Origin of the sequence: Streptomyces sp. NPDC005775, assembly GCF_042871565.1 — a bacterium.
Lineage (GTDB): Bacteria > Actinomycetota > Actinomycetes > Streptomycetales > Streptomycetaceae > Streptomyces.
Genome location: NZ_JBIAIU010000008.1, coordinates 218,205 through 242,799, shown reverse-complemented (window position 1 = coordinate 242,799; position 24,595 = coordinate 218,205). Strand labels below are relative to the sequence as shown.

Annotated in this window: 22 protein-coding genes and 3 tRNA genes; 16 read left to right on the top strand and 9 right to left on the bottom strand. The window is 71.1% G+C overall.

Annotated elements, in window-relative coordinates; genetic code table 11:
• Positions 1 to 4: 4 nt before the first annotated feature.
• Positions 5 to 91: transfer RNA gene (locus ACFYPA_RS20455), tRNA-Ser, on the top strand.
• A 202-nt stretch (positions 92 to 293) separates the two neighbouring features.
• Here ACFYPA_RS20455 and ACFYPA_RS20450 read toward each other — a convergent pair.
• Positions 294 to 773: a hypothetical protein gene (locus ACFYPA_RS20450; protein ID WP_359313039.1), complete on the bottom strand. Its 480-nt coding sequence runs from the start codon at positions 771 to 773 to the stop codon at positions 294 to 296.
• Between the two features lie 210 nt (positions 774 to 983).
• Positions 984 to 1,865, bottom strand: a complete 882-nt coding sequence (locus ACFYPA_RS20445) for a bifunctional DNA primase/polymerase (RefSeq protein ID WP_359313042.1) — start codon at positions 1,863 to 1,865, stop codon at positions 984 to 986.
• A 311-nt stretch (positions 1,866 to 2,176) separates the two neighbouring features.
• Here ACFYPA_RS20445 and ACFYPA_RS20440 point away from each other — a divergent pair, with 311 nt between their 5' ends.
• From ACFYPA_RS20440 to ACFYPA_RS20405, 8 genes are all read left to right on the top strand, one after another.
• Positions 2,177 to 2,488, top strand: a complete 312-nt coding sequence (locus tag ACFYPA_RS20440; protein ID WP_359082683.1) for a hypothetical protein — start codon at positions 2,177 to 2,179, stop codon at positions 2,486 to 2,488.
• 223 nt (positions 2,489 to 2,711) lie between these two features.
• Positions 2,712 to 3,887, top strand: a complete 1,176-nt coding sequence (locus ACFYPA_RS20435) for an acyl-CoA dehydrogenase family protein (RefSeq protein WP_389133345.1) — start codon at positions 2,712 to 2,714, stop codon at positions 3,885 to 3,887.
• Positions 3,884 to 4,888 (top strand): OB-fold domain-containing protein, encoded by a 1,005-nt coding sequence (locus ACFYPA_RS20430; protein WP_359313044.1) that lies wholly within the window; start codon positions 3,884 to 3,886, stop codon positions 4,886 to 4,888. Before ACFYPA_RS20435 ends, ACFYPA_RS20430 begins: the two co-directional genes overlap by 4 nt.
• A 1-nt stretch (position 4,889) precedes the next feature.
• Complete coding sequence (locus tag ACFYPA_RS20425; protein ID WP_359313047.1) at positions 4,890 to 5,924, top strand: acyl-CoA dehydrogenase family protein; 1,035 nt, start codon at positions 4,890 to 4,892, stop codon at positions 5,922 to 5,924.
• The gene (locus ACFYPA_RS20420; RefSeq protein ID WP_359082688.1) at positions 5,921 to 6,340 is read left to right on the top strand and encodes a MaoC family dehydratase; all 420 of its coding nucleotides are present in this window, start codon (positions 5,921 to 5,923) and stop codon (positions 6,338 to 6,340) included. Before ACFYPA_RS20425 ends, ACFYPA_RS20420 begins: the two co-directional genes overlap by 4 nt.
• Positions 6,337 to 7,503 carry a lipid-transfer protein gene (locus ACFYPA_RS20415; RefSeq protein ID WP_359348529.1) on the top strand — a complete coding sequence of 389 codons (1,167 nt, stop codon included), beginning with the start codon at positions 6,337 to 6,339 and terminating at the stop codon, positions 7,501 to 7,503. The genes ACFYPA_RS20420 and ACFYPA_RS20415 overlap by 4 nt, the downstream gene beginning before the upstream one ends.
• Before the next feature lie 397 nt (positions 7,504 to 7,900).
• Positions 7,901 to 8,413, top strand: coding sequence for a SigE family RNA polymerase sigma factor (locus ACFYPA_RS20410; protein ID WP_359348761.1), 513 nt, complete (start codon positions 7,901 to 7,903; stop codon positions 8,411 to 8,413).
• Positions 8,414 to 8,725: 312 nt separating this feature from the next.
• Positions 8,726 to 10,375, top strand: coding sequence for a long-chain fatty acid--CoA ligase (locus ACFYPA_RS20405; RefSeq protein WP_359082690.1), 1,650 nt, complete (start codon positions 8,726 to 8,728; stop codon positions 10,373 to 10,375).
• Between the two features lie 82 nt (positions 10,376 to 10,457).
• Here ACFYPA_RS20405 and ACFYPA_RS20400 read toward each other — a convergent pair whose 3' ends face one another.
• Both ACFYPA_RS20400 and ACFYPA_RS20395 read right to left on the bottom strand, forming a co-directional pair.
• Positions 10,458 to 14,780: a PAS domain-containing protein gene (locus tag ACFYPA_RS20400; RefSeq protein WP_389133340.1), complete on the bottom strand. Its 4,323-nt coding sequence runs from the start codon at positions 14,778 to 14,780 to the stop codon at positions 10,458 to 10,460.
• A gap of 214 nt (positions 14,781 to 14,994) precedes the next feature.
• Positions 14,995 to 15,453: an SSI family serine proteinase inhibitor gene (locus tag ACFYPA_RS20395; protein ID WP_359082692.1), complete on the bottom strand. Its 459-nt coding sequence runs from the start codon at positions 15,451 to 15,453 to the stop codon at positions 14,995 to 14,997.
• A gap of 225 nt (positions 15,454 to 15,678) precedes the next feature.
• On the opposite strand from ACFYPA_RS20395, the gene ACFYPA_RS20390 reads away from it, so the two are divergent.
• A tRNA-Ser gene (locus tag ACFYPA_RS20390) sits at positions 15,679 to 15,769 on the top strand.
• A 229-nt stretch (positions 15,770 to 15,998) separates the two neighbouring features.
• A tRNA-Arg gene (locus ACFYPA_RS20385) sits at positions 15,999 to 16,071 on the top strand.
• A 262-nt stretch (positions 16,072 to 16,333) separates the two neighbouring features.
• Here ACFYPA_RS20385 and ACFYPA_RS20380 read toward each other — a convergent pair.
• Positions 16,334 to 17,068, bottom strand: coding sequence for a hypothetical protein (locus ACFYPA_RS20380; RefSeq protein WP_359313055.1), 735 nt, complete (start codon positions 17,066 to 17,068; stop codon positions 16,334 to 16,336).
• Between the two features lie 472 nt (positions 17,069 to 17,540).
• Between ACFYPA_RS20380 and ACFYPA_RS20375 the strand changes: the two genes are divergently transcribed.
• Positions 17,541 to 17,957: a DUF6234 family protein gene (locus ACFYPA_RS20375; RefSeq protein WP_389133336.1), complete on the top strand. Its 417-nt coding sequence runs from the start codon at positions 17,541 to 17,543 to the stop codon at positions 17,955 to 17,957.
• 29 nt (positions 17,958 to 17,986) lie between these two features.
• Here the strand turns inward: ACFYPA_RS20375 and ACFYPA_RS20370 are convergent, their stop codons facing one another.
• Entirely contained in the window at positions 17,987 to 18,427 is a 441-nt protein-coding gene (locus ACFYPA_RS20370) for a VOC family protein (RefSeq protein WP_359082695.1), read from the bottom strand.
• A 752-nt stretch (positions 18,428 to 19,179) separates the two neighbouring features.
• Between ACFYPA_RS20370 and ACFYPA_RS20365 the strand changes: the two genes are divergently transcribed.
• The 4 genes from ACFYPA_RS20365 to ACFYPA_RS20350 all read left to right on the top strand — a co-directional run bounded on the left by ACFYPA_RS20365 (position 19,180) and on the right by ACFYPA_RS20350 (position 21,517).
• Complete coding sequence (locus tag ACFYPA_RS20365; protein ID WP_389133333.1) at positions 19,180 to 19,500, top strand: hypothetical protein; 321 nt, start codon at positions 19,180 to 19,182, stop codon at positions 19,498 to 19,500.
• Positions 19,497 to 19,829: a helix-turn-helix domain-containing protein gene (locus ACFYPA_RS20360; RefSeq protein WP_389133330.1), complete on the top strand. Its 333-nt coding sequence runs from the start codon at positions 19,497 to 19,499 to the stop codon at positions 19,827 to 19,829. Before ACFYPA_RS20365 ends, ACFYPA_RS20360 begins: the two co-directional genes overlap by 4 nt.
• 158 nt (positions 19,830 to 19,987) lie before the next feature.
• Complete coding sequence (locus ACFYPA_RS20355; RefSeq protein ID WP_359082698.1) at positions 19,988 to 20,368, top strand: hypothetical protein; 381 nt, start codon at positions 19,988 to 19,990, stop codon at positions 20,366 to 20,368.
• A gap of 387 nt (positions 20,369 to 20,755) precedes the next feature.
• Positions 20,756 to 21,517, top strand: a complete 762-nt coding sequence (locus tag ACFYPA_RS20350; protein ID WP_359082699.1) for a MerR family transcriptional regulator — start codon at positions 20,756 to 20,758, stop codon at positions 21,515 to 21,517.
• Between the two features lie 221 nt (positions 21,518 to 21,738).
• Here ACFYPA_RS20350 and ACFYPA_RS20345 read toward each other — a convergent pair whose 3' ends face one another.
• The 3 genes from ACFYPA_RS20345 to ACFYPA_RS20335 are packed head-to-tail and all read right to left on the bottom strand — an operon-like array spanning position 21,739 to position 24,284.
• A complete protein-coding gene (locus tag ACFYPA_RS20345; protein WP_359313072.1) occupies positions 21,739 to 22,500 on the bottom strand; it encodes an alpha/beta fold hydrolase in 762 nt (253 codons plus the stop codon).
• Positions 22,501 to 22,528: 28 nt separating this feature from the next.
• Positions 22,529 to 22,723: an acyl-CoA carboxylase epsilon subunit gene (locus tag ACFYPA_RS20340; protein WP_359082701.1), complete on the bottom strand. Its 195-nt coding sequence runs from the start codon at positions 22,721 to 22,723 to the stop codon at positions 22,529 to 22,531.
• Position 22,724: 1 nt separating this feature from the next.
• Positions 22,725 to 24,284: an acyl-CoA carboxylase subunit beta gene (locus ACFYPA_RS20335; protein WP_359082703.1), complete on the bottom strand. Its 1,560-nt coding sequence runs from the start codon at positions 24,282 to 24,284 to the stop codon at positions 22,725 to 22,727.
• Between the last annotated feature and the right edge of the window lie 311 nt (positions 24,285 to 24,595).

Sequence of the window (24,595 nt, the reverse complement as noted above, 5' to 3'; positions counted from 1 at the left end):
GCGGGGTGGGTTGCCCGAGCGGCCTAAGGGAACGGTCTTGAAAACCGTCGTGGCAGCGATGTCACCGTGGGTTCAAATCCCACACCCACCGCAGGCGAACGGCCCCTGACCAGTACGTTTGGTCAGGGGCCGTTGCCATGCCCGGTGCCTGCCGGTCACCGCTGTTCCCCCTGGTTTCCCTGGAAGAGGGCCGCTGGCTCGGCCCCGCCGAGGGGCGGGCCACCGTCCGCGACTGGTCGGCGCGCTCGCTCGTCGCCGTCTCCCCGCAGCTGAAGCGCGTCGCGCACGCAGACTCACTGGACGGGGGTGCTGCTCGATATTGTCAGATCTGATCGCGCTTCCTTGTGAAGCACGTTGAGCGCCTCTACCAAGGGAATCGGGCGGAGTTCGGCTACGCCGCTGGATGGGGCCCGGGTCGCGCTGAGCAACTCCCCGGTCCGCTGATTGACCGCGTGGGCGGCGGTGGCGGCCTTCTCGTTGCTCAGCAGAACGAAGGTCTCGAAGAGGATCGATCTCTTGTTCTCGCTCTCCTCCATCTCGTTCAACGCGTCCGTTGCGTCCATTCCCTGGTCGCGGGCCCGCCCGGCAGCCATGGCGGCCCTTTGGATTTCTTTGATGCACGTCAAGTATTCGATGTACGTGTCAAGCTTCCGCGCGTCCCATCGCGTGGCCATTTCCCGGCGGAACCTGGCCCGTTCAGCCACAGTGGTTGCGAAGTAGGAGGTCAGGGCGCCGATGAGGACGCCTGCCAAGGTGAAGATCTGGGTGGCCATGATTGACAACGTACCGTCGCGCGAGGCTGCGGTCCGGGGCATTGAAGAGGCCGCTCTCCGGCTCAGCGGGCACCATTGCGTCCGCGGGGCACGCAGCGGGCATGACAACGTTGATGATGGCCCCCTTGAGGCGCTCATGCCCTTCTGAGCTGCAGGGGAGGCCGCATGTCTTTCGCATGCCCGGGTGCCGAGGCCGTCGGGCGGGACTCGTCAGGCCGGCGGCTCGCAGCGGGTCGCTGTGAGCCGGGCGGCGGAGGTGATGGTGGCGCGGGCCTCGTGCTCGGGGAGGCCGGTGCGGACGGCGGCTCGGGTGAGGGCGTCGGCGAGGGCGTCGCCGAAGCCGTGTTCGTAGGCGCGGCAGGCCGCCCAGAAGAGCCGGGTGTTGCGCTGGCCCTCGTCCGCGGCAAGGACGAACTGCACGAGGCCGCGGCCTTGGTCCGGCCGGCCGTGCTGGTGGTGGCGGGGGCGGGCCGGGGGTGTCAGCAGGTGGAGGAGGGCACTTGGGCACGGCGCCGGCGGGAGGGTGCCGGTGCCGGGAACGAGGCGGTACGTGCCGTGGGCGGTGACCGAGCCCGGGCCGACCAGGTAGCCGCCGGCGCCGCGGATGTCGATGCCGGGGGCGAGGCGGCCGGCGGAGTTGGGCACGGACACGTCGGGAGGCCCCGAGAGCCAGAGGTGTCGGCCGCCGCTCGGGGTGAGGACCGTGACGGTCGGCGGGAGGGTGAACAGGTGCTGCAGGGCGAGCTGTTGCAGGGCCGCCACGGAGTCGGTCCGGCCGTGGGTGTCGATGTCGAGGTCGACGCCGATGAGGTGGTGCGGGGCGCGTCCGCAGGCGATGCCGTAACCGGTGGCCCAGGGGGCGGCGGCGAAGAGGGCGCGTACGGCGGTGGGGTCGGTGGTGGCGTCGTGGACGCCATGCCCGGGCAGGCCGCAGGCGCCCCGGCAGCCGGAGGGACGTGTCTCTCCATGGTGCGGGGAGCGCAGCGCGGGGAGCTTGGTGGCGGACAGCGGGATGACGGGGAGCCCGTGCTCGGCGGCGGAGAGCGCGTGGGCCAGGGCCAGGGTGGCGGTGCGCCGATCGGTGGTGGCCATGGTTCTATGTTCGTATGAATGTTCGAATAAGGGAAGAGGGGGTGTCCGGGTCCGGCGGCCGGGGGTGGTGGCGGAACGCTTCTTCTCCCGCAGGGCGGGGATCTCTTCGTGGAGGGCTGGCTGACCTGGGAGTTTGTGACATCTGCGGGTTTATCTTCGCTTCCTCATACTTGCGGGGGAATCGGAAAGCGTGGGTGGTTCGCCGGTACGGAGCTGGGCAACTTTGATCTCGCGACGTCGTGACCATCGCCGGGGCGGTCGGCCAACCAGCCCGGGTTTCTGCCCTACTTTCGGTTCCTGGAGGAATAGACATGGCAAGCATCCGTACCGCTCGTGCCTTCGCCGTCGTGGCCGCCCTGCCTCTCGCCGCCGTTCTCTTCAGCGGCGTGGCCCAGGCCGACAACGGCTCGTTCGCGAACGACGGCTCGAATGCGGGCGTGGCCACGATCAGCGGCAGCGGGGTCGGTGGGGACAACTTCGGGAATTCGTCCACCTCGCAGCAGCAGGCCACCGGCTCCGGGGCGTCGAACCAGAGCAACTCCGCCCAGGTGAACGGCTCCGCGTTCACGGACATCGACCAGTCCACCCACAACCTCGCGGTGAACTTCACCAACCTCTGGTGATCCGGGGCCTGCCGCGGCCCGGTCGGGGGGTCGGACCGCGGTCGGGGGGGATGACGGCCCGCGTGCCGCCACTGCGGTGGCGGGCGCGGGCCGCTCGTTCTCAAGGGTGGGGCGCTGTGAGGAAGCGGGGCGGGTCCGGTCGTCCGGCACCTTGACAGTCGAACAGGATCTGACGGACAGTCAGAAACCCTGATCCTCGTCCCCGTCCCGGGAGGCAGTCGACGTGCATCTGGCCCCGACCGAGCGCCAGCAGGAGCTGCGCGCCGAACTCCGCGCCTATTTCGGTGACGTGATGCCCGGGGGAGGCGGGCATACCGGACCCTCCCCCCAGGGTCAGGACGCACAGCGGCGGCTGTTGCGTCGTATCGGAGCCGACGGGATGCTCGGTCTCGGCTGGCCCGTCGAGTACGGGGGGCAGGGGCGCGGCGCGGACGAGCAGTTCGTCTTCTTCGACGAGGCCTACCGGGCAGGCGCCCCGGTCTCCATGGTCACTCTCAACACGGTCGGCCCCACGCTCATGAAGTACGGGACCGAGGCGCAGAAGGACTACTTCCTGCCGCGCATCCTGGCCGGCGAGCTCGTGTTCGCCATCGGCTACAGCGAGCCGGAAGCCGGGACCGACCTCGCCGCGCTGCGCACCAGGGCCGTACGTGACGGCGACTCCTGGGTCATCGACGGGCAGAAGATCTTCACGAGTAACGCGCAGAACGCGGACTGGATCTGGCTCGCCTGCCGTACGGATCCGGACGTACCCAAGCACCGGGGCATCTCGATCGTCCTCGTACCGACGGACGCGCCCGGCTTCTCCTGGACGCCGATCGAGACAGTGGGCGGCCTGACCACCACCGCCACGTACTACGACGGCGTGCGGGTGCCCGCGACCGCACTGGTCGGAGAGGAGAACGGCGGCTGGGGGCTGATCACCAATCAGCTCAACCATGAACGGGTGGCACTTGCCGCGATCGGCATGCAGGCCGAGGACTTCTACGAGGCGGCGCTCGCCTTCGCCCGCACCCCCGACGCTGTGACGGGGAGGCGGCCGGCGGAGGAGCCGTGGGTCCGTTCGAGGCTGGCCGAGGCGTATGCCCGCCTCGCGGCGACGCGCCTTCTCAACTGGCGTCTGGTGGGGGCCGTGGGGGCGGGAGCGCTGGCTCCGGGCGATGCGAGCGGCGTGAAGTTCGCGGGGACCGAAAGCGCCGTGGAGGTCTACCGGATGTGCCAGGAGGTCACGGGCGACGCCGGAACGGTCCGGGGCGGATCGCCCGGCGCCTTCGGGGACGGGGAGCTGGAACGGATGAACAGGGCGGCACAGATCAACACCTTCGGGGGCGGGGTGAGCGAGGTGCAGCGGGAGATCGTCGCGACGATGCGGCTCGGAATGAAGAGGGGGAAGCAGTGACCGCCGTCCCGGGTGCCCGGGACGAGCTGTACGAGCGGCTCAGGGGGTACGAGGGCCGGGCGGCCGCCACGGCGGGTGCCGGCAGGGACCTGGTCAACGAACCGATGATCAGGCACTGGTGCGAGGCGATGGGCGATACGCACGCCGCCTACCGCGGGCCGGATGCCGTCGCCCCGCCGACGATGCTCCAGGCATGGACGATGGGCGGGCTGTCGGGGCACACGGACCGGAGCGGTGCCTACGACGAGCTTTCCGGTCTCCTTGACGGAGCCGGGTACACCTCCGTGGTGGCGACCGACTGCGAGCAGGAGTATCTGCGTCCGCTGCGTCCCGGGGACCGGATCACCTTCGACGCGGTGATCGAGTCGGTGTCGGAACGCAAGACGACGAAGCTGGGGACGGGCTACTTCGTCACCACGCGGATGGACATCCGGGCGCAGGACGAACCCGCCGGGACGCACCGCTTCCGGATCCTCAAGTACCGCCCTGCGAACCCGAACCCGAACCCGAACCCGATGACGATGACGACACCGGAGGCGAAGCCGAGACCGGAGGCGAACGCGGAGTCCGGACCGGCGGCAGGGATCTCGCTGCGGTCCAGGCCTGTGGTCAACCGGGACAACGCCGGATTCTGGGAGGGAGTCGCCGCGCACCGCCTGCTGATCCAGCGCTGCACGGCGTGCGGCACCCTGCGCTTCCCCTGGCTGCCCGGATGCAACGCCTGCGGATCGTCCGAGTGGGACACGGCCGAGGCATCGGGCGAGGGCACCGTGTTCAGCCATGTCGTGATGCACCACCCGCGCTTCCCCGCGTTCAGCGAGAACGGCGAGGGAGGACCGTTCGCGGTGGCGCTGATCGAGCTCTCGGAGGGCGTCCGGATGGTCAGCAACGTCATCGGGGTGCCGTGCGACAAAGTGCGGGTGGGCATGCCGGTGTATCTGGAGTTCCTGCGTGCGGACCCCGAGTTGGTCCTGCCGGTCTTCCGGGGGAGTGAGGGCTGACGTGGATTTCACGCCGAACGAGGAACAGACCGCAGCGCAGGGTCTGGCCGCCCGGATCTTCGCGGACCTGTCGACGCATGACCGTCTGGTCGCGGCGGGCAGCGGTATGGACGCCGGGCTCTGGAAGGAACTGTGCGCGGCCGGTCTGCCCGGCGCGGTGGAGGAGACCGGTCTCCTCGGGCTGGTGCTGCTGGCGGAGGAGCAGGGGCGGACGACGGCACAGGTGCCGTTCGTGGCGAGCTGTGTGTACGGGCTCCTCGCCGTGGCCGAGCACGGTACGGACGAGCAGCGCGGGCGCCTGCTGCCGTCGTTCCGGGACGGTACGGCCGTGGCGGCGGGGGCCTTCCCGGCCCGCGCCACCGTGCGTGCGGAGGCGGGCGGACGGCTGAGCGGCGGTGTTCCGCTGGTGCCGTGGCTGCGTGACGCCACCCACGTCCTGGTCGCTGCGGCGGACCGGAGCCTGTGGATCGTACGGACCACGGACCCCGGGGTGGTGACCGAACCCGTCGAGACCACGGCCCCGTGGTCGGCCGGCCGGCTCGTGCTGGACGGGGCGTCCGCGGAGCGGCTGGGCGGCTCGGGGGCGTACGAGGAGGTGCTGGCCACCGCCCGGACGGCGTTCGCAGGAGTGCAGGCGGGTGTGTGCGCCGGTTCGCTGGCCCGTGCGGTCGAACACACCGGCACACGCGAGCAGTTCGGGCGCCCCCTCTCCACCAACCAGGCGGTGCTGCTGCGGGCGGCCGACGCGTACATGGACACCGAGGCGATACGCGTCACGGCGTACGAAGCGGCCTGGCGGCACGACGAGGGGCTGCCGTACGGGGAGCAGGCGCTGACCGCCGCGTGGTGGGCGTCCGAGGGCGGAAGCCGGGTCGTCCACGCGGGACAGCACCTGCACGGCGGTACGGGCGCCGACCTCGACCACCCCGTGCACCGCCACTTCCTCTGGGGCCGCCAGCTCGACGCCCATCTCGGCGGCAGCGGCACAGTGCTTCAGGAGCTCGGCGAACTGCTGGTGAAGGAGGGACCGGAGTGAAGACCGGTGAGGAACTGGCGCCGCTGGAGATCGCGGTGACCCGCACCCTGATCGTGGCGGGCGCGATCGCCTCCCGCGACTACCAGGACGTGCACCACGATGCCGAGCTGGCGCGGGAGAAGGGCTCCCCGGACATCTTCATGAACATCCTGACGACGAACGGCCTGGTCGGGCGGTACGTCACCGACCACTTCGGGCCCGCGGCCGTGCTCAGGAAGGTCGCCATCCGGCTCGGTGCCCCGAACTATCCCGGCGACACCATGGTGCTGAGCGGCACGGTCACCGCGGTGGGCGACGACGGGACGGCCGAGGTGTCGGTCGTCGGCGTCAACGGGATCGGCAGGCATGTGACCGGCACGGTGACCGTGCACGTGACGGGCATGGTGACCCCAGGCGTTCCGGAGGAGTCCGCATGAGCGTGCGCAGGGCCGATTCGCTCGGCGGCAGGGCGGCGGTGGCCGGGATCGGGGCGACCGAGTTCTCCAAGGACTCCGGCCGCAGCGAACTCAAACTGGCCGTCGAGGCGGTGCACGCGGCCCTCGACGACGCGGGGCTCGCGCCCGCGGACGTCGATGGACTGGTGACGTTCACCATGGACACCAGCCCCGAGATCACCGTCGCACAGGCGGCCGGCATCGGAGAGCTGTCGTTCTTCTCGCGCATCCACTACGGCGGCGGTGCGGCCTGCGCCACCGTCCAGCAGGCGGCCCTCGCGGTCGCCTGCGGGGTGGCGGACGTGGTCGTCTGCTACCGGGCGTTCAACGAGCGGTCGGGGCGCCGCTTCGGCTCCGGCGTGCAGCGGCGGGAGCCCACGGCCGAGGGGGCCGCGCTCGGGTGGAACCTGCCCTTCGGGCTGCTCACGCCCGCCTCCTGGGTGGCCATGGCGGCCCAGCGGTACCTGCACACGTACGGGCTGACACCGGAGGCATTCGGCCATGTCGCGGTCACCGACCGGCGCCATGCCGCCAGCAACCCGGCGGCGTACTTCTACGGCAAGCCGATCACCCTCGCCGACCACGCCGCCTCCCGGTGGATCGTCGAACCCCTGCGGCTGCTCGACTGCTGTCAGGAGACCGACGGAGGGCAGGCGATCGTCGTCACCAGCGCGGAACGGGCCCGGGACCTGCGGCAGCCGCCCGCGGTGATCGTGGCCGCCGCCCAGGGTGCCGGACGGGCGCAGGAGCAGATGACGAGCTTCTACCGCGACGATCTGACCGGGCTGCCGGAGATGGGCGTCGTCGCCCGCCAGCTGTGGCGCAACGCGCGGATGACCCCCTCCGACATCGATGTGGCGATCCTCTACGACCACTTCACCCCCTTCGTGCTGATGCAACTGGAGGAGTTCGGCTTCTGCGGTCCGGGTGAGGCCACGGATTTCGTGGCTGCCGACGCGCTGCCCCTGAACACCCACGGCGGCCAGCTGGGGGAGGCCTATCTGCACGGGATGAACGGCATCGCGGAGGCGGTCCGGCAGATCCGGGGGACGTCGGTGAACCAGATACCCGGAGCGGCCACGTCCCTGGTCACCGCCGGCACAGGGGTCCCGACCTCGGGCCTCGTGCTGGGCCGGGAGGGGTGAGCGGCGGGGTCCGCCCGGAGGGAGCGGGCCCGAGCCGGTTCGGCGCTCTGGGTGGCCGACCCTGAGTGCGGGAGGACGGCACCTCCACCTACAGGAGGTGGAGGCAGCCCCACCCCTACACCCTGAGGCGGACGCCGTTTCGGGACCTGGGGCCGATCCCGGCGGCGGCGCCCGCTCCTAGCGTGGGGTTATGACCACGCCAGTCTGCACGGGCGCCTCCAGGGGAGCCGCTGCCACCGCCCAGGCCGTCCCACGGAGCCATGCCGTCCCGCGCGCCCACGCCGCCCCGCGCACGCCGGCCCCCGCCCGGGCCCCGGCCGTCACCCGCGCCCCGGCCGCCGCGCGTACCCCGGCCGTCACCCGCACGGCGCCCGCCCCTGCGCGATCGCCGTACGGTGTGCGTGCGCCGTACGTCCCGTACCCGTCGTTCACGTCCTTCGTGAAGGCCCGCGGGCCGGTGCTGCTGCGTGCCGCCCGCTCGCTCACCGCGAACCCCAGCGACGCCGAGGACCTGCTGCAGACCGCGCTGACCAAGACGTACGTCGCCTGGGAGCGGATCGAGGACCACCGGGCGCTCGACGGCTATGTCCGCAGGGCCCTGCTGAACACCCGTACCTCGCAGTGGCGCAAGCGCAAGGTCGACGAGTTCGCCTGCGACGAGCTGCCCGAGCAGGAATCCGCACCCGGCCCCGACCCGGCCGAGCAGCAGTCGCTGCACGACGCCATGTGGCGGGCCGTGCTGAAGCTTCCCGACCGCCAGCGGGCCATGGTCGTCCTGCGCTACTACGAGGACCTCAGCGAGGCCCAGACCGCCGAGGTCCTCGGGGTGTCCGTCGGCACGGTCAAGAGCGCGGTGTCCCGGGCGCTCGGCAAACTCCGCCAGGACCCGGAGCTGACCCCCGTGCGGTGACGCGCCCCGATCGCGGTGAACGAACGCGCTGTCACTTGGCACGCGCACGACGTCTTGTCACGCGCACGACGTCTTGTCACGCACACGACGTCTGTCACGCACACGACGTCACTTGTCTGTCACGCACACGACGTCTGTCACGTGCAGGCCTCTGTCACCCACCCAGGTCGTGGAGCACGCACCGCCTGCCCGGCTGGTGTGAATTTGCCGGACGACACCGATTCGTACCCCCGGGAGTAGTGACATACCGAGCGGTATGTGCGCAGAATCAGCGGAACCTTACTGCCGCGTAGCGCCCACCGGGAGGACGCCGTGCTCAGCACCATGCAGGACGTACCGCTGACTGTCACCCGCATCCTGACCCATGGGATGACCATCCACGGGAAGTCGCAGGTCACGACCTGGACCGGAGAGCCCGAGCCGCACCGGCGCAGCTTCGCCGAGATCGGCCGGCGGGCCACCCAGCTCGCCCACGCCCTGCACGACGAGCTCGGCATCGACGGGGACCAGAGGGTCGCGACCCTCATGTGGAACAACGCCGAGCACGTGGAGGCGTATCTCGCCATCCCGTCGATGGGCGCCGTGCTCCACACCCTCAATCTCCGGCTCCCGGCCGAGCAGCTGGTCTGGATCGTCAAGCACGCCGACGACAAGGCCGTGCTCGTCAACGGTTCCCTGCTGCCGCTGCTCGCCCCGCTGCTCCCCCAGCTGACCTCGCTGGAGCACGTGGTCGTCTCGGGCCCCGGTGACCGTTCCGTCCTGGACGGCGCGGCGGTGCGGGTGCACGAGTACGAGGAACTGATCGCCGGCCGCCCCACCAGCTACGACTGGCCCGAGCTGGACGAACGCCAGGCCGCCGCCATGTGCTACACCTCCGGCACCACCGGGGACCCCAAGGGCGTCGTCTACTCCCACCGTTCGATCTACCTGCACTCCATGCAGGTCAACATGTCCGAGTCGATGGGCCTGACGGACAAGGACACCACCCTGGTGGTCGTTCCGCAGTTCCACGTCAACGCCTGGGGCCTGCCGCACGCCACGTTCATGTCGGGCGTCAACATGCTGATGCCCGACCGCTTCCTGCAGCCCGCCCCGCTCGCGGACATGATCGAGCGCGAGCGGCCGAGCCACGCCGCCGCCGTCCCCACGATCTGGCAGGGGCTGCTGGCCGAGGTCACGGCCAACCCCCGCGACCTCACGTCGATGGCCAACGTCACCATCGGCGGCGCCGCCTGCCCTCCCTCCCTCATGGAGGCGTACGACAAGCTCGGCGTCCGCCTCTGCCACGCCTGGGGCATGACGGAGACCTCGCCGCTCGGCACGATGGCCAACCCGCCCGCCGGGCTGACCGAGGAGCAGGAGTGGCCGTACCGCATCACGCAGGGCCGCTTCCCGGCCGGTGTCGAGGCGCGGCTGGTCGGCCCGGCCGGCGAGCACCTGCCGTGGGACGGCGATTCGGCCGGTGAGCTGGAGGTGCGCGGCGCCTGGATCGCCGGTGCGTACTACGGCGGTGCCGACGGCGAGGCGCTGCGGCCCGAGGACAAGTTCAGCGAGGACGGCTGGCTGAAGACCGGCGACGTCGGCGTGATCAGCCCCGACGGCTTCCTCACGCTGACGGACCGGGCCAAGGACGTCATCAAGTCCGGTGGTGAATGGATCTCCAGCGTCGAGCTGGAGAACGCGCTGATGGCGCACCCGGATGTGGCCGAGGCCGCGGTCGTGGCCGTTCCGGACGACAAGTGGGGCGAGCGTCCGCTCGCGACCGTCGTCCTCAAGGAGGGCGCCACCGCCGACTACGAGGCGCTGAAGGCGTTCCTCGCCGAGTCGGGCATCGCCAAGTGGCAGCTGCCGGAGCGCTGGTCGGTCATCGCGTCCGTACCGAAGACGAGCGTCGGGAAGTTCGACAAGAAGGTCATCCGCAAGCAGTACGCGGCGGGCGAGCTGGACATCACCCAGCTCTGAACCCCGCGCGGGGTAACGGCGAGGGCGGTACGGGATCACTCCCGTACCGCCCTCGCCGTCTTCGTGGCCCGCCGCGAGGCGGTCAGTTGGTGCCGATCTTCGCGAGCAGGTCGACGATGCGGGCCTGCACCTCGTCGCTCGTCGAGCGCTCGGCCAGGAAGAGGACCGTCTCGCCCGAGCTCAGCTTCGGCAGCTCGGAGCGGTTCATGTCGGCCGAGGTGTAGACGACCAGCGGGGTGCGGTTCAGCCGGCCGTTGGCGCGCAGCCAGTCGACGATCCCGGCGCGGCGGCGGCGTACCTGCATCAGGTCCATCACCACCAGGTTCGGCCGCATCCGGGTCGCGAGCGAGACCGCCTCGCTGTCCGTCGCGGCGCAGGCGACCTGCATGCCGCGCCGCTCCAGCGTCTGCGTCAGCGCGAGCGCGATCTCCTCGTGCTCCTCGATCAGCAGGACGCGGGGCGGATGCTGTTCGCTGTCGCGCGGGGCGAGGGCCTTCAGGAGCACGGCCGGGTCGGCACCGTACGCCGCCTCCCGCGACGCCTGCCCCAGACCGGCGGTCACCAGGACCGGCACCTCGGCCGCCACGGCCGCCTGGCGCAGCGACTGCAGGGCCTTGCGGGTGATGGGGCCGGTCAGCGGGTCCACGAAGAGCGCGGCGGGGAACGCCGCGATCTGCGCGTCCACCTCCTCGCGCGAATGCACGATCACCGGCCGGTAGCCGCGGTCGCTCAGGGCCTGCTGGGTGGAGACGTCGGGGGCCGGCCAGACGAGGAGCCGGCGCGGGTTGTCCAGCGGCTCCGGGGGCAGCTCGTCGTCGATGGGCTGCGGGGACGGGCGGTTGGCGACCTCGACGGCCCCGCCGGGCCCGTCCAGCGGCTCCGGCCCCTCGGCGGCACCTTCGTCGGGCGCCCCTATGGCGTACGCGCGCCCTTCGGCCGCCGGGGCGGCGAGCAACTGACCCGAAGCCTGGCCCTGCCCGGTACCGGCCGTGCCGCCGGGGCCGGTCTGCGGGGCAGGCGGCTGCGGGGCGGTGGCGGGGGGCGCGGTGGTGGCGGCAGGCGGCAGGGCGGCGCGTTCGCCGCGGTCGTCGCCCTCCGGTGGTGCGGCGAGCTTGCGACGCCGGCCGGCCCCTCCGGCGCCTCCGAGCGTCTGGTTCTGCTGGTGCGCGAGGTGCTGGGCGAACGGCACGCCCTGCCCCAGCGTCCGCACGCTGAACGCGCGCCCCTGCGTCGAGTCCGGCGAGCCGGGCATCGGCGCCTCGGCGGGCAGCGGCTGCCGCCGCGCGTCCGGACCGGGCGAGAGCGTCCGCGGCCGGCTGCCGTCGGGGGCGGGCAGGTCCGACGCGGGACCGGGCGGGCCGTCGGCGCCCTCGGGAGCGGCGCCCCGGGCGTTGCCGGCCGCGGTCGTACCGGTGGTGTGCGTGGTCATGCCGGTAGCGGGAATGGCGGGGCCTTCGGGGCCCTCCGGGACGGCGGGGCCCTGACCGGAGGTGTCGTCCATCCCCCAGCCGCCGGGCTGGACGGGCGGTGAGGGCTGGTCGGACGGGCCGACCGGACCACCACCCGGCCCGGGCAGGGCGAACGGCGCGGCCTGCTCCTCCTGCGGAGGCCGGGGCGCATCGGCGTGCCGGGCCCGGCGTCGCCCGGTCGGGAGCGGGTGCGCCTGCGGCGGGGTGTGGTCGTCCTCCGGCGCGCCGGACACCGCGTCATGGCGCCCGGGCAGCGAAGCGTCCGCCTCACCGGCGGCGGGCGGCACCCGGTCGGCGTCCGCGGGCGGCAGCGCGAAGGGGACGCGCGGACCGGCGTCGGCCTGGGCGGCCCGGTCCTGGGCGGCCGACAGGGCGCGACGGGCGCGCCGACCGGCCGGCTGTTGCGCGGGCGCGGCAGCCGGAGCCTGGCCGTGGGCCAGCTGTTCGTGCACCCGAGGGGTGTCGTTGTGGCCGGGGAAGGCCGTGGGACCGGAGGTTTCCGTGGTGGTGCCGGCGTTCCCGGCGGCCGGAAGGGCCAGTTGGTTCTCGCCGCCCCGGTGCGCCCGGTGCCCGCCCGCCGGTACCGGCGTCGGCGCCTCGGCCGGAACACCCTGCGGCGGGACGGTCTGACCGCGCTGCGGACGACCACCGACTCTCTGGGCACCCTCGGCGGCCGTCACCACGGACCCCTCCGAAGGCGCGGGGGACGCGGCGGCGGGCAGGGCGAGGGCCTGGCCCGGGCCCTGCCCTTGCTGTCCTGCGCCGGCCCGGTCACCGGTCTCCGCCGGGCTGGGCCTGCCGCGCCTGCGCCCGGAGCCTCCGCCCTGGGGGGCCGGGCCCTGCTCGTGCGGGCCCGCAGCGTCGGGCGCGGGCGCGTTCGCCGGTGCTTCGACGGACTCGGAGGCGGGGTGCGCCTCCGCCGCGCGGCGCGCACGCCGGCGCCCGGTCGGTTCGGCCGTCCCGAGCTCGGCCGCCCCGGGCTCGGCAGTCCCGGGCTCGGTCACTGGGGACGCGGCAGCGGCCCCGAGCTCGCCCGTGCCGTCGGAGCCGCCCATGGAGGTCTCCAGGAACGCGTCCGTGGAGGACCTGCGCGCCCGGCGCCCCCGCCTGCCGCCCTCGGGAACCGCGACATCGAGCGATGCGCCGGAATCACCCGGGGCACCCGGGGCGCCCGGAACGTCAGGCACCGACGGCACCGACGGCGGCGCGGCGGCCTCCGCGAGCACCGGCGGAACCACATCGATCTGGGGGGCCATCGGCGGCATCACGGTCCCGGAACCCGCGCCCAGCGGGAGTTCGAGCACGTACGCGCTGCCGCTCATCCCCGGCATCTCATGCGTCTGGAGCACACCGCCGTGCGCCCGCACGATCCCGCGCACGATCGGTTCGTGCACAGGGTCTCCCCCGGCGAACGGCCCTCGCACCTCGATCCGTACGACATCACCGCGCTGAGCCGCGGCCACGACGACCGTCGAGTCGATGTAGCCGCCACCCGGCGTCAGCCGGGCCTTACCGGTCGAGTCGACCCCGGCGACGTCCGCGACCAGGTGGGCCAGCGCGGTCACCAGCCGTCCCGCGTCGACCTCGGCCTCGATCGGCGGCGCGTGCACGGCGAACTGGGCGCGCCCCGGGCCGATCAGCTCGACGGCGGCGTCGATACCGGCCGTCACCACGCCGTCGAGCAGCACGTTCGTCTTGACGAGCGCCTCGGAACCGCCGTCCAGGCGCTGGTAGCTCAGCACGTTGTCGACGAGCGTCGTCATCCGCGCGTAGCCCGCGGCCAGATGGTGCAGGATCTGGTTCGCCTCGGGCCACAGCTGGCCGGCCGGGTCGGCTGCGAGCGTGGACAGCTCGCCGCGCAGCTCCAGCAGGGGCCCGCGCAGCGACTCGCCGAGCACGGCGGTCAGCTGGGTGTGCCGGGCGGTGAGGTCCGCCAGCCGTTCGGCCTGCTCCTCCAGCTCGGAGGCGTACCGCTCGGTGCGGTCCGCGAGCTCGGCCGCGTGCTGTTCCGTCAGCCCGGTGACCTCGGCGGTGTGCCGCTCGGTGAGTTCCTTGAGCTCCGCGGTGTGGCTCGCGACCAGGTCGGCGACCTCGGTCCTGCGCTGCTCGTCGAGCTCCTCGTACGGCCGGCGGTCGGTGAACGTCATGACGGCGCCGACGAGCTGGTCGCCGTCCCGTACGGGCGCGGTGGTGAGGTCGACGGGTACCGGTGCGCCGCTCTTGGACCACAGGACCTGCCCGCGCACCCGGTGCTTGCGCCCCGACTTGAGGGTGTCGGCCAGCGGCGACTCCTCGTACGGGAACGGCTCGCCCTCGCCGCGCGTGTGCAGGATCAGCGGATGCAGCTCCTGGCCGCCCAGGTCGCTGGCGCGGAAGCCCAGGATCTGCGCGGCGGCGGGGTTCACCAGGACGACCCGGCCGTCCGTGTCGGTCCCGACGACACCCTCGGCCGCGGCCCGCAGGATCATCTCGGTCTGCCGCTGCGACCGGGCCAGCTCGGCCTCGGTGTCGACGGTGCCCGACAGGTCGCGCACGACGAGCATCAGCAGCTCGTCACCCGTATAGCTGCCGCCGTAGGAGCTCTGGACGTCGGTGTACGCCGCCTGCCCGTCCTCCAGGCTGGCGCTGGTCACCTCGACGGGGTACTCGACGCCGTCGGTACGCCGCGCGGTCATCCGCGTGGGCTTGGTCCGGCCCCGCTCGTCCGCAGCCTCCGGCCTCCGCATCGACCCCGGGATCAGCTTGGAGTCGAACTCCGGCAGCAGATCGAGCAGTCCGCGACCGACGAGCGCGGTGCCCGGCGTCTCGAACATTTCGAGGGCGATGGTGTTGGCGTTGACGACCGTACCGTTGCAGTTGACGAGCAGGAGCCCGTCCGGCAGGGCGTCGAGTATGGCTGCGAGGCGAGCAGCGCCTCGAGATGGCCTGCTGCTCACGACGACGCTTCCTCCCTGATTACTGCACCTTGCCCGACAGCGGGCCCCATCTTGCCCCTCGGGCCTCAGGCTGTCACTGAAGGAGTCTAAAGGCTGGGGAGGGGCGAGGGGCGGCGGATGAGGGGGAGCTCTCACCAAGGTTCTGTGCATTCGGTGTACGACTCTGGCCCATTACGTGCCACCCAGCCCGCCCCGGAACGGGACCGGCCGCAGCTCACTGGACGTTCGGGAGGACCGGCCGCAGGCTGTTCCAGCGCCCGATCTCGCACCCGTTGGTCCGCTCGAACGTGGAGTCGACGGGTCGCCCCTGCCACGTTCCGGTGATCCGGGCGGTGGCCGGTCCGCCGAACTGCTGCGTGCACATCGCGTTCCGTGACACGGGTGCGAACGGGTCCGCGCTCTCACCCGGCAGCTGCGCCAACCGGTCGCAGGCCTGCCGCGCCACCGGGTGGCTGCCGCGCGCCGGATCGCACTCCAGCTCATACGTACCGTCGGCCTCCGGGTTCCCCGACCCCGCGACGACCACCGTGAGATGCGTGCTCGTGTCGTCGTTCTGGAGGAGGGGCAACGGAAGCGGCAGCGGAAGAGGACCGGCCGCGGCCGTGGCCCCGGGGGCGGCCGAGGCGAGCGCGGCCAGCGACACGACGGCGGTGAGGGCGAGACGACGCATCATGCGGACTCCTGTGGTCGTACGTGCCGTCGGCGCCGGGCCGGCGACGCAGAGAAGACGAAGGGCGGGCGCCCCGCCATGACTAACGCTCCGCACGCCACGGCGTTGCGCAACCGCAGGCGCTTTGCCCTCGCGGCCGACTGCCTAGTACCGTAGGCGGCGATTGGTGACGCAGCGCTCAGCTGTGTCATCATCTGCACACACCAAACGCGCTCGCGCGGGTGTGCTGGAGGCGTCGCCTAGTCCGGTCTATGGCGCCGCACTGCTAATGCGGTTTGGGTCTTAAAGCCCATCGAGGGTTCAAATCCCTCCGCCTCCGCTTGATCACCGAAGCCCCGCGCCACTGGCGCGGGGCTTCGGTCGTTCCTGCGTGGAGTGGGCCGGGGCGGGGCTGCGACGGGGTCCGGGCAGGCCCGCTGGGGGGTGTCTCGAACCGGTGATCTCGCAGCTCAGCAGCGGTGCGGCTAATGGATTTCGCGTCACGGCGCAGGTCATGTAATGTTGTTCTCGCAACGCCGACGGGGCAGAAAAAAGCCCGGGACGCACAAGCACTCGTAGCTTAACGGATAGAGCATCTGACTACGGATCAGAAGGTTGCAGGTTCGAATCCTGCCGAGTGCACAGCAGGCCAGAGGCCCTCAGGAGAAATCCTGAGGGCCTCTGCCGTATGTCGTGACGGCGGTGGTCGACGGCAACCTCCTCCGAGGTGTCCGTCGGACAGATCGGACGGCTACGAGAACACCGGCCGCACCGTCGTTATCGGTAATCCGAGCCCGCATGAGTGAACGGCGCGATCATGGGCGGTGGTTGGCGCGCGTAGACCCCGAGGCTCCGGGCGGGCTTCGGGGTTGCGTACGGAAAGGGGGTATGCGGCTGCTCTGAACTACCTACAGGGGTCGGCTGAGCCGTGCTGCTTTCCGGATGCTTCCGAGACCCACGTTCGCCAAACGTGCTGCGTGTTCGGTACCTCGGGACGATCGAGAAGCCAGAGGAGGTAGCCGGCATGAAGCCGTGCCCACGGATTGTCCGACGCGGCTGCCTTACCGAGCCTGTGGCGGAGATCCTCGCCGTCGACTGCTCGCGCGACGCGAACGTACTCGCGGTCCTTGCAGCGGTAGGCCCGCTGGACGACGATCTCGACGAGGTCGGTGAGCTTCGCCCTGGTCGGCTGATCGTGGTCGCCGACAGCCATGCTGCGGATGAGCCACTGTTTCGTGCTCCATGCCTTTGCACGCTCGGTCCACTCGCGAGGAAACCGCGCTTCCCACTCCAGAAAGAGAAGCGCATAGGGCAGACCCGGCCCGCAGTTACCCTCGCCCACCCACAGCCCGTCGGGCAGAGAGTGGCTACGCACGTCCTGGTACACCTCGTGCGCCCGCCTGAAGGCTGTCTCCTGATACTGCTCCTGCGGTCCCAGCGGCCTCGTGAGATGCCATAGCTCGTTCCACCGGTCGAGAGCGGCCCAGGTGTTTTTCCTGGCCCCGTCCAGATGCGCGAGTGCCGCCGCTCGCTCGGCAGGATCGTCGGCTATGAGGCCGAACGACCAGCCCAGCCGTGCGTGCCAGGCGTCGACCTCGTCGCCACCCGAGGCCGCCCCTGCCGCCGCTCCACTCGTCATGCCGGAGATCATCCCTCACGCCGTGACGACGTGCTTCACGGCTGCCCGCTACGCACACATCGACGGTGGCGAGGCGCGCTAACACTTGCGGATCATGCTTGGAGGGGAGTGGATCGGTTGTCGCTCTCGCGGCGGCCCTTGATCTGGTGGCTACGTCTGTGCGGTGTGGCTGAAGCCGAGGGAGGTCAGTCCATCGGACTGGCACACCGGTCCGAGGCGCCGACGATCTCAGTCTGGAGAAGCTCGCCAATCGATGTCGGGGCGGACCGGGCCGCCGGGGGCGCGGCGGGCGCTGTGGTGAAGTCCTGGAGTTGGATGCGGGTGCCGCGCGGGGCCGGTCTCGGGGCAGCGGGGGCGCGACTCGGGTTCGGTGGACATCGGGGCGCCCGGGTGATGCGCGGGATCCACCTGCTGCGGGGCTGAGTAGCCGTACTCATGCGCCGGCCCCGAACGCACGGGCAGGGTGGTGGGTATGGACCTGCCCGTGGCCCCGCCGGCCTTCGATGCCACCACTGGCCCGAAACGACGGCGCCGTGCGGACCGTGGTGTCGACATCGGAGTCGGGTGCGGCCTGGTGTTCTCGGAGTTGGTCGCTCTGGGGGTGATCGTCGGGCTTTGGTTCCTGTCCGGGTTCAACCTCGACTCGGCGAAGACCGTCGCGTTCGATTCATGGTGGAACTACCTGGCCGCTGTCGGCGGAGTCGGAGTGCTTGCCCTGGCAGCAGCCGCGATAGCCGGCTGGGCGGGCGCCGTGGTGACGGTCGTGAGTCAAGTCGTCATGGCCACTCTGATGTGCGTCATTGTCTTCGGTGGCGCGGAAGTTCAGTCCCACCAGGATCAGCGGTGTCGTGACATGCCGTCCTCGGTGGGCTGCCAAGAGGACAGCTAGCGGCTGGCGAGCGGAGGCTTGTCTCCCCTTCAGCGCAGTTGCTCGGCCAGCCCGACGATGATGCCCTCCGGGCCGCGGACGTAGCAGAGTAGAAAGATGTCCTCGAACCGGGCGATCTCGCCGAGGAGTTCAGCGCCGTGGGGTCGCAGGCGAGCGACGGTGTCCTCGATGTCGTCGACGGCGAACATGACGCGGTGCGTGCCCAGGATGTTGTGTGGCCGGTTCCGTGGTCCGTCGCTGAGCGCCGCGGGGGTGCGGTACTTCGCCAGCTCGAGCTTGCTGTGACCGTCCGGGGTCCGGACCATCGCGATGTCGCAGCGGACGCCGTCGAGTCCTGTGCACTGGTCGGCGACAAGGCCTTCCACCGTCGTTTTGCCCTCCAGCTCCATACCGAGCTCCACGAAGAACGCGACGGCGGCGTCCAGGTCCTCGACGACGATGCCTACGTTGTCCATCCGCTGAATCGCCATGCTGGCTTCTCCTTCTTCCTTCTTTGTGCGGCCAGGGATGGCCGCTCACGCTCCTGGGACGGAGCCGGTGGCACGTTCTCGACATCCCCGGGCCGTCGGACTCCGAAAGATCTGGATCGTGCCGTGGACGAGATTCATCCGGATGCACCAACCAGCCGCCTGCGCGATGGTTGAGGGCCGCGTGCTTGCCTCAGCCTTCGGCGGCGCCCTGGGCCGTACGCCCTGCCATGCGCCGGCGGGTAGGAGCTGGGCGTGACCACGGTGGGAGGCAGTACGCCACGTGCACGGTGAGGGTGCCGCCCGCTCCTGAGGCTCCGTGGATCGTTAGGCGTTCCTCGTCTCCGGCGTCGATCGGCTCGCCGCAGCGGTCGCACGTCATCGGCACGCCTGGTCCCTCGGGCAGGAGTGGCAGCTGCGCGGAAACCACTGGACCACCGATCCGTGCGCCTCGGTGAGCTGTGGGCCGAGGTCGTGGACAGCCCCTGGGCGGACAACCCGGCGACTGGTGGCAGCTGACGAGGCGCCTGTCGGGTGCGGGGTCCGAGGTGGAAGGATGGCGCATGGTCGGTCTCATGGTGATCTCAGGGTTCTGACTGGCCCCGGCCGTGCGGAGGTGCGAACTCCGGGCCGGGGCAGTTTTGTTGCTACGGGACCGTCGGCCTCGCGCGAACGAAGTCAAACCCCGGGCTTGAATTGGCGTCAAGCCCGGGGTTTACGGTCGTGTTGGCCGCGCCGCTGGAGGGAGCGCGGGAATGTCGAATGACCCTGAGCAGACCCAGGAGGTGAGACGCCTGGTGGAAGCCATCGCGGCATTCAGGGACATCGAGGACGACGAGGCCTGCGCCGTGGCCGTGTCGCGGGCGTTGGAGGACTGGCCCGGCTACCAGGTGAAGCTCCGGCAGCTGCGGCAGCAGCGTGTCAACGCTCTGAAGGAACAAGGCAGGACGTGGAAGGAAATCGGGCAGCTTCTCGGGGGCGTCTCCGCAGCCCGCGCCCAGCAGATCGGCAAGGGGCTGAGTGGAGCGCAACGCCGTAGGGCCGACCGGGAAGCGCGGGAGCCGGCCGCCGGATGAGAACCGGCGGCGCAGGGAGTGAAGGGCCGGTCGAGAGGGAGGAGGTGCAGCGTGTCTTCGATGGCCTGGACGCCGTCGAGTCGATGGAGGACTCGCTGGAGAAGGCGCAAATCATCAGTCGCCTGCTCAGAGATCAGACCGAGCGCACGAAGAGGTTGAAGGAGCATCGCCGCAAAATCGTGCTGCATCTGCGGTCGCAGAAGGTGACCTACCGGGAGATCGCCGAGAGTCTGGGGGTCTCGATCGGAACTGTGCAAGACATCGAGCGGGGATATTCCGGGTCTGGGAAGAACCGCCCCAAGAAGATCACCGAGACCTCGGCTGAATAACGGAACGGACGAGCGGTGTAGTGACCGCGTGTCCTTTGCCGGCGAACTCAGTCGTTGAGGTGCCGCGTGACCTCGGCGGATCAAGTTGAGTGTCAAAGGCCCGGTGCAACCTCCGCCGACGAGTGCTGCTGGGCCGCAGGACTGCCTATGATTCGGGAATGTCGTCCCTCGGTTTCGGTCCGGGCCCGCGCTCCGGCGATGTGCCGCCTGATCGCCGGATGGCCTCTGGGGTGGATCGGGTGATCACGGGGTTGTCGTGGTGGTGGGTGGCTGCTCCCCTCGTCCTGCTGACTCCCGTCATCGCACTCGCGTTGGGTTTTCCGGAGGTGCGGGAGGAGTTCGGTAGGACCTTCGGGTTGGCTGCTCTGGGTAGTGCGGTGGCCGCGCCCGCGGTGGGATTCGTGGTGGCGCTCATCGGGCGCCGACGGCAGGCTCGTCGGCGCTTCGCCATCATGGGAGCGATGTCCAGCGTGCCGGTCCTCTTCTTCTGGGTCTTCGGCGTACTGCTCGCTGAGTGTCCGGATGGCTATCACTGCTAAGCCGCCCTGGGTAGCGGGGGTTGGGCTTGGCGCGTCTGCGGGGCGAACTTGCGTCCGCGAGCGTGCGTTCCAGCACTTCGGGAGACTCCTGGTCGGCGCGGGCGAGACGCCGGATGAACGAGTCTGTTTCCTCGCCGAGCCGAGCCGAGCCGAGCCGCGGTGCGGTCCGGACGGGCAGCCGGGCCAGCCGGCCCGATACAGCCCCGGTCATCGGGTGACTGCCTCCTTCAACGGCTGTGCCGTAGTACGTACGGCACGCCTCGATTGGATGGAGCCCAGGCCGGCTGAGCCCGGGCGCGGGGTTGCGGTTGCCGCTGCGGCAGCTTCTACCGTCCTGAGCAGGGCCGGAGAAGCCGGCCCGGTAACGCGATCGTGAGGGAGGAAGCGATGGACTGGCCCATCGCGGAGGTCGCTCGGATGTCGGGCGTGACCGCCCGGACCCTGCGGCACTACGACGAGGTCGGCCTGCTGCCGCCCGCCCGGATCGGGGCCAACGGCCACCGCTACTACGAGGAGCACCAGCTGCTGCGGCTGCAGCAGATCCTCGTTCTGAGGGCGCTGGGCGTAGGACTCCCCGACGTCGGCCGGATCCTGGCCGAGCAGGTCGACGAGGTGGACGCCCTGCGCGGCCACCACCGGCGACTGCTCGCCGAGCGGGACCGGCTCGATGCCCTGGCGGGCACCGTCTCCCGCACGATCGCCGACCTGGAACAGTCCAGAAAGGACGGCAACCCCATGACTGCCATCAACCGACCGGAGAACCTATTCGAGGGCGTCCAGCCCTCCCAGTACCAGGAGAGCCTGCACGGCTTCCCCGAGCACGCCGAGGAAGTCGCCCGACGGGTCGCCGTGATGACCCCGCAGGACATCGAGGCCGGCCAGCGCGAGCGCACCGCACAGATGATCCGGCTGGCGGAGCTGATGGCCGCCGAGCACCCGGCCGACGCCGAGCCGGTACAGGCCGAGATCGACGCGCAGTACCGGGCCCTGACCCAGCTGCGGACCGTCTCCGCCGAGGAATACCGCGCCATCGGCCGCTCCTGTGTGGACAACGGCGCCTGGCGCGCCGCGTACGAGGCGATCGCACCGGGCCTGGCCTCCTACCAGCGCGATGCCATCGAGGCGTACGCCACCACTCGGCTCAGCTGACCCGGGAACCGGGCAGCCCCACGGGTCCAGGCCCGCGGAAACAGTCGACTCGCCGCACCGACAGGTAGCACCTTGCCCGGCTTTTCACTGCCGAGCGAGGTGCTGCCCGCCCTCGTGACATCTGCCCCAGCCTGGAATGACTGCCTCCCAACGAGCTGAACAACCGCTGTCGGCGCTCGTCGGGCATCCCAGGCACCTGCGTGGGCCCTCCGGCTCGCCCGCTACGCGCTCCGCATCCGTTCGCGGATCAGCTCGATCACTTCCGCCGCGTGGTCGTTGAGGTAGAAGTGGCCGCCCGGGAAGGTGCGGAAGGAGCACGGGCCGTCCGTGTGGGTGGTCCAGCCGGTGGCCTCCTCGGGGGTTACCTCGGGGTCGGTGTCGCCGTTGAGGACGGTGATCGGGCAGGTCAGGGCCTTGCCCGGGTGGTAGCGGTACGTTTCGGCGGCCCGGTAGTCGCCGCGGATGGCCGGCAGGACCGCGCGCAGCAGTTCCTCGTCGGCCAGGACCGCCGGGTCCGTGCCGCTCATCCGGCGGATGGTGGACAGGAGTTGGGCGTCCGGGGCGAGGTGGACCTTTTCGTTCTCCCGGTGGTGGGACGGGGCCCGGCGGCCCGAGGCGAACAGGGTCAGGGGGGTGATGCCCGCCGCCTCCAGGCGCAGGGCCACCTCGAAGCCCAGGGTCGCGCCCAGGCTGTGGCCGAACAGGGCCACCGGGCGGTCGCACCAGGGCAGCATCTCGGCGGTCACCAGGTCGGCCAGGTCGCGTACGTCGGCCACGCAGGGTTCGGCGCGGCGGTCCTGGCGGCCCGGGTACTGGACGGCCACCACGTCCGCCGCGGGGGCCAGGGAGCGGGAGACGGGGAAGTAGTAGCTGGCCGAGCCGCCCGCGTGGGGGAAGCAGAACAGGCGTACCGGCGCCTCGTCGGAGGGGTGGAAGCGGCGCAGCCAGGCGCTGGGGGCCCGCACGGTCGTGGTCGGGTTCATCGGTGGTCGGTGTCCTTACGCAGTCGGTTCACGGGGCGGTCCAGGTGCCCGGCGGGCGCCAGCCGCGTGCGGGGCCCCAGGCCGCCCGGGGCCGGGGCGGGGCGGGCTCGTCAGGGTCGCGGGGGCGCGTCGCGGAGAGCAGCACCAGGAGGACGGCGGCCAGTTCCGTCGCGTCCGGGGTGCCGCGCTCGACCCGCAGGTGGGGTTCGGCTCGTTCGCTCATGTCAGAACGGTGGGTTGCCGTGCTTGCGTTCGGGCAGCGGCACGTGTTTGGCCCGGAGGACGTCGAGTGCGTCGACGAGTACCTGGCGTGTGGTCGCCGGGTCGATGACGTCGTCGACGAGGCCCCGCTCGGCGGCGTAGTACGGGTGCATCAGCTCCTGGCGGTACTGCTTGACGCGCAGGGCGCGGGCCGCCTCGGGGTCGTCCGCGGCGGCGATCTCCCGGCGGAAGACGACGTTGGCCGCGCCCTCCGCGCCCATGACCGCGATCTCGTTGGTGGGCCAGGCGAAGGACAGGTCCGCGCCGATGGAGCGGGAGTCCATGACGATGTACGCGCCGCCGTACGCCTTGCGCAGGATCACCTGCACGCGGGGGACGGTGGCCGCGCAGTACGCGTAGAGGAGTTTCGCGCCGTGGCGGATGACCCCGCTGTGCTCCTGGTCGCTGCCCGGCAGGAAGCCGGGGACGTCGACCAGGGTGACGAGCGGGATGCTGAAGGCGTCGCAGGTCTGTACGAAGCGGGCCGCCTTCTCCGCCGCGTGGATGTCGAGGACTCCGGCGAGGGAGGCCGGCTGGTTGGCGACGATGCCGACGACGTGGCCGTCCAGGCGGGCCAGACCGCAGATGATGTTGGTCGCCCAGTTGGCGTGGACCTCGAACAGATCGGAGTCGTCGACGATCTCCTCGATCACGGTCCGCATGTCGTACGAGCGGTTGGGGTCGGCCGGTACGAGCCGGGACAGTGCCTCGCCGCGCCGGTCCGCCGGGTCGTCGCAGGGGACGGAGGGCGGCAGTTCGCGGTTGTTGGACGGCAGCAGCGACAGCAGGTGGCGTACGTCCTGGAGGCACTCCTCCTCGGTGTCGTACAGGAAGGTGCTCGCGCCGGAGACCGTGGAGTGCACCTGGGCGCCGCCGAGGTCGTTGTGGGTGATCTTCTCGCCGGTCACCGCCTGCACCACGTCGGGTCCGGTGATGTACATCTGCGAGATGTCCCGCACCATGAACACGTAGTCCGTCAGCGCGGGGGAGTACGTCGCCCCGCCGGCGCACGGCCCGAGCATCACGCTGATCTGCGGGATCACCCCGGACGCGGCCACGTTGCGGCGGAAGATGCCGCCGTACCCGGCGAGCGCCGTGACGCCCTCCTGGATACGGGCCCCGGCGCCGTCGCTGAGCGACACGAGCGGCAGCCCCGACGCCAGCGCGAGGTCCATCACCTTGTGGATCTTCTGCGCGTGGGCCTCGCCGAGCGAGCCGCCGAAGATCCGGAAGTCGTGCGCGTAGACGAACACCTTGCGGCCGTCCACCTTGCCCCAGCCGGTCACCACCCCGTCGGTGTGCGGTCTGCGGTCCTCCAGCCCGAACCCGGAGGCCCGGTGCCGTCGCAGCTGTTCGATCTCCCGGAACGTACCCGGGTCGAACAGCAGGTCCAGCCGCTCGCGCACGGTCAGCTTGCCCCGCGCGTGCTGTGCCTCGGTCGCGCTCGGGGAAGGGCCCAGCTCCACGGCCTCCTTGATCGCTTCTCGTTCGGCCACTCGGACACTGACATCGGCAACGGTCATGCTCCACCCGTCTCTTCGGCCATCGGGGCCGCCGATGGCGGCGCCCTGGGCAGTGCGTGTCATTGAAGGCGCCCGGGGCGTGTGCGGAGAACACGGACCACCCCCCTGACCGTCCGCGGGCCGCCCAACACCCGTGCCCAGCAGGCATATCGGGGCGTACGGCCGTGCCGCGCGGTGGATCCGGCCGGGCGGGGGCGGGCAGGCGCCAGGGTCAACACCTGGGGGGATAGGGGTGTCGCCGCCCTTCGGAGCGGACCTAGCGTGCGGTCACCCCGTGGCTGGAATGACTCGGGGTACCCGATACCAACTGG

What these genes read in the sequence shown, in the direction of transcription:
- ACFYPA_RS20450 (WP_359313039.1), bottom strand. Translation starts at nt 773, where the DNA reads ATGGCCACCCAGATCTTCACCTTGGCAGGCGTCCTCATCGGCGCCCTG.
- ACFYPA_RS20445 (WP_359313042.1), bottom strand. Translation starts at nt 1,865, where the DNA reads ATGGCCACCACCGATCGGCGCACCGCCACCCTGGCCCTGGCCCACGCG.
- ACFYPA_RS20440 (WP_359082683.1), top strand. Translation starts at nt 2,177, where the DNA reads ATGGCAAGCATCCGTACCGCTCGTGCCTTCGCCGTCGTGGCCGCCCTG.
- ACFYPA_RS20415 (WP_359348529.1), top strand. Translation starts at nt 6,337, where the DNA reads ATGAGCGTGCGCAGGGCCGATTCGCTCGGCGGCAGGGCGGCGGTGGCC.
- ACFYPA_RS20395 (WP_359082692.1), bottom strand. Translation starts at nt 15,453, where the DNA reads ATGATGCGTCGTCTCGCCCTCACCGCCGTCGTGTCGCTGGCCGCGCTC.
- ACFYPA_RS20380 (WP_359313055.1), bottom strand. Translation starts at nt 17,068, where the DNA reads ATGACGAGTGGAGCGGCGGCAGGGGCGGCCTCGGGTGGCGACGAGGTC.
- ACFYPA_RS20375 (WP_389133336.1), top strand. Translation starts at nt 17,541, where the DNA reads ATGGACCTGCCCGTGGCCCCGCCGGCCTTCGATGCCACCACTGGCCCG.
- ACFYPA_RS20370 (WP_359082695.1), bottom strand. Translation starts at nt 18,427, where the DNA reads ATGGCGATTCAGCGGATGGACAACGTAGGCATCGTCGTCGAGGACCTG.
- ACFYPA_RS20365 (WP_389133333.1), top strand. Translation starts at nt 19,180, where the DNA reads ATGTCGAATGACCCTGAGCAGACCCAGGAGGTGAGACGCCTGGTGGAA.
- ACFYPA_RS20360 (WP_389133330.1), top strand. Translation starts at nt 19,497, where the DNA reads ATGAGAACCGGCGGCGCAGGGAGTGAAGGGCCGGTCGAGAGGGAGGAG.
- ACFYPA_RS20355 (WP_359082698.1), top strand. Translation starts at nt 19,988, where the DNA reads ATGTCGTCCCTCGGTTTCGGTCCGGGCCCGCGCTCCGGCGATGTGCCG.
- ACFYPA_RS20350 (WP_359082699.1), top strand. Translation starts at nt 20,756, where the DNA reads ATGGACTGGCCCATCGCGGAGGTCGCTCGGATGTCGGGCGTGACCGCC.
- ACFYPA_RS20345 (WP_359313072.1), bottom strand. Translation starts at nt 22,500, where the DNA reads ATGAACCCGACCACGACCGTGCGGGCCCCCAGCGCCTGGCTGCGCCGC.
- ACFYPA_RS20340 (WP_359082701.1), bottom strand. Translation starts at nt 22,723, where the DNA reads ATGAGCGAACGAGCCGAACCCCACCTGCGGGTCGAGCGCGGCACCCCG.
- ACFYPA_RS20335 (WP_359082703.1), bottom strand. Translation starts at nt 24,284, where the DNA reads ATGACCGTTGCCGATGTCAGTGTCCGAGTGGCCGAACGAGAAGCGATC.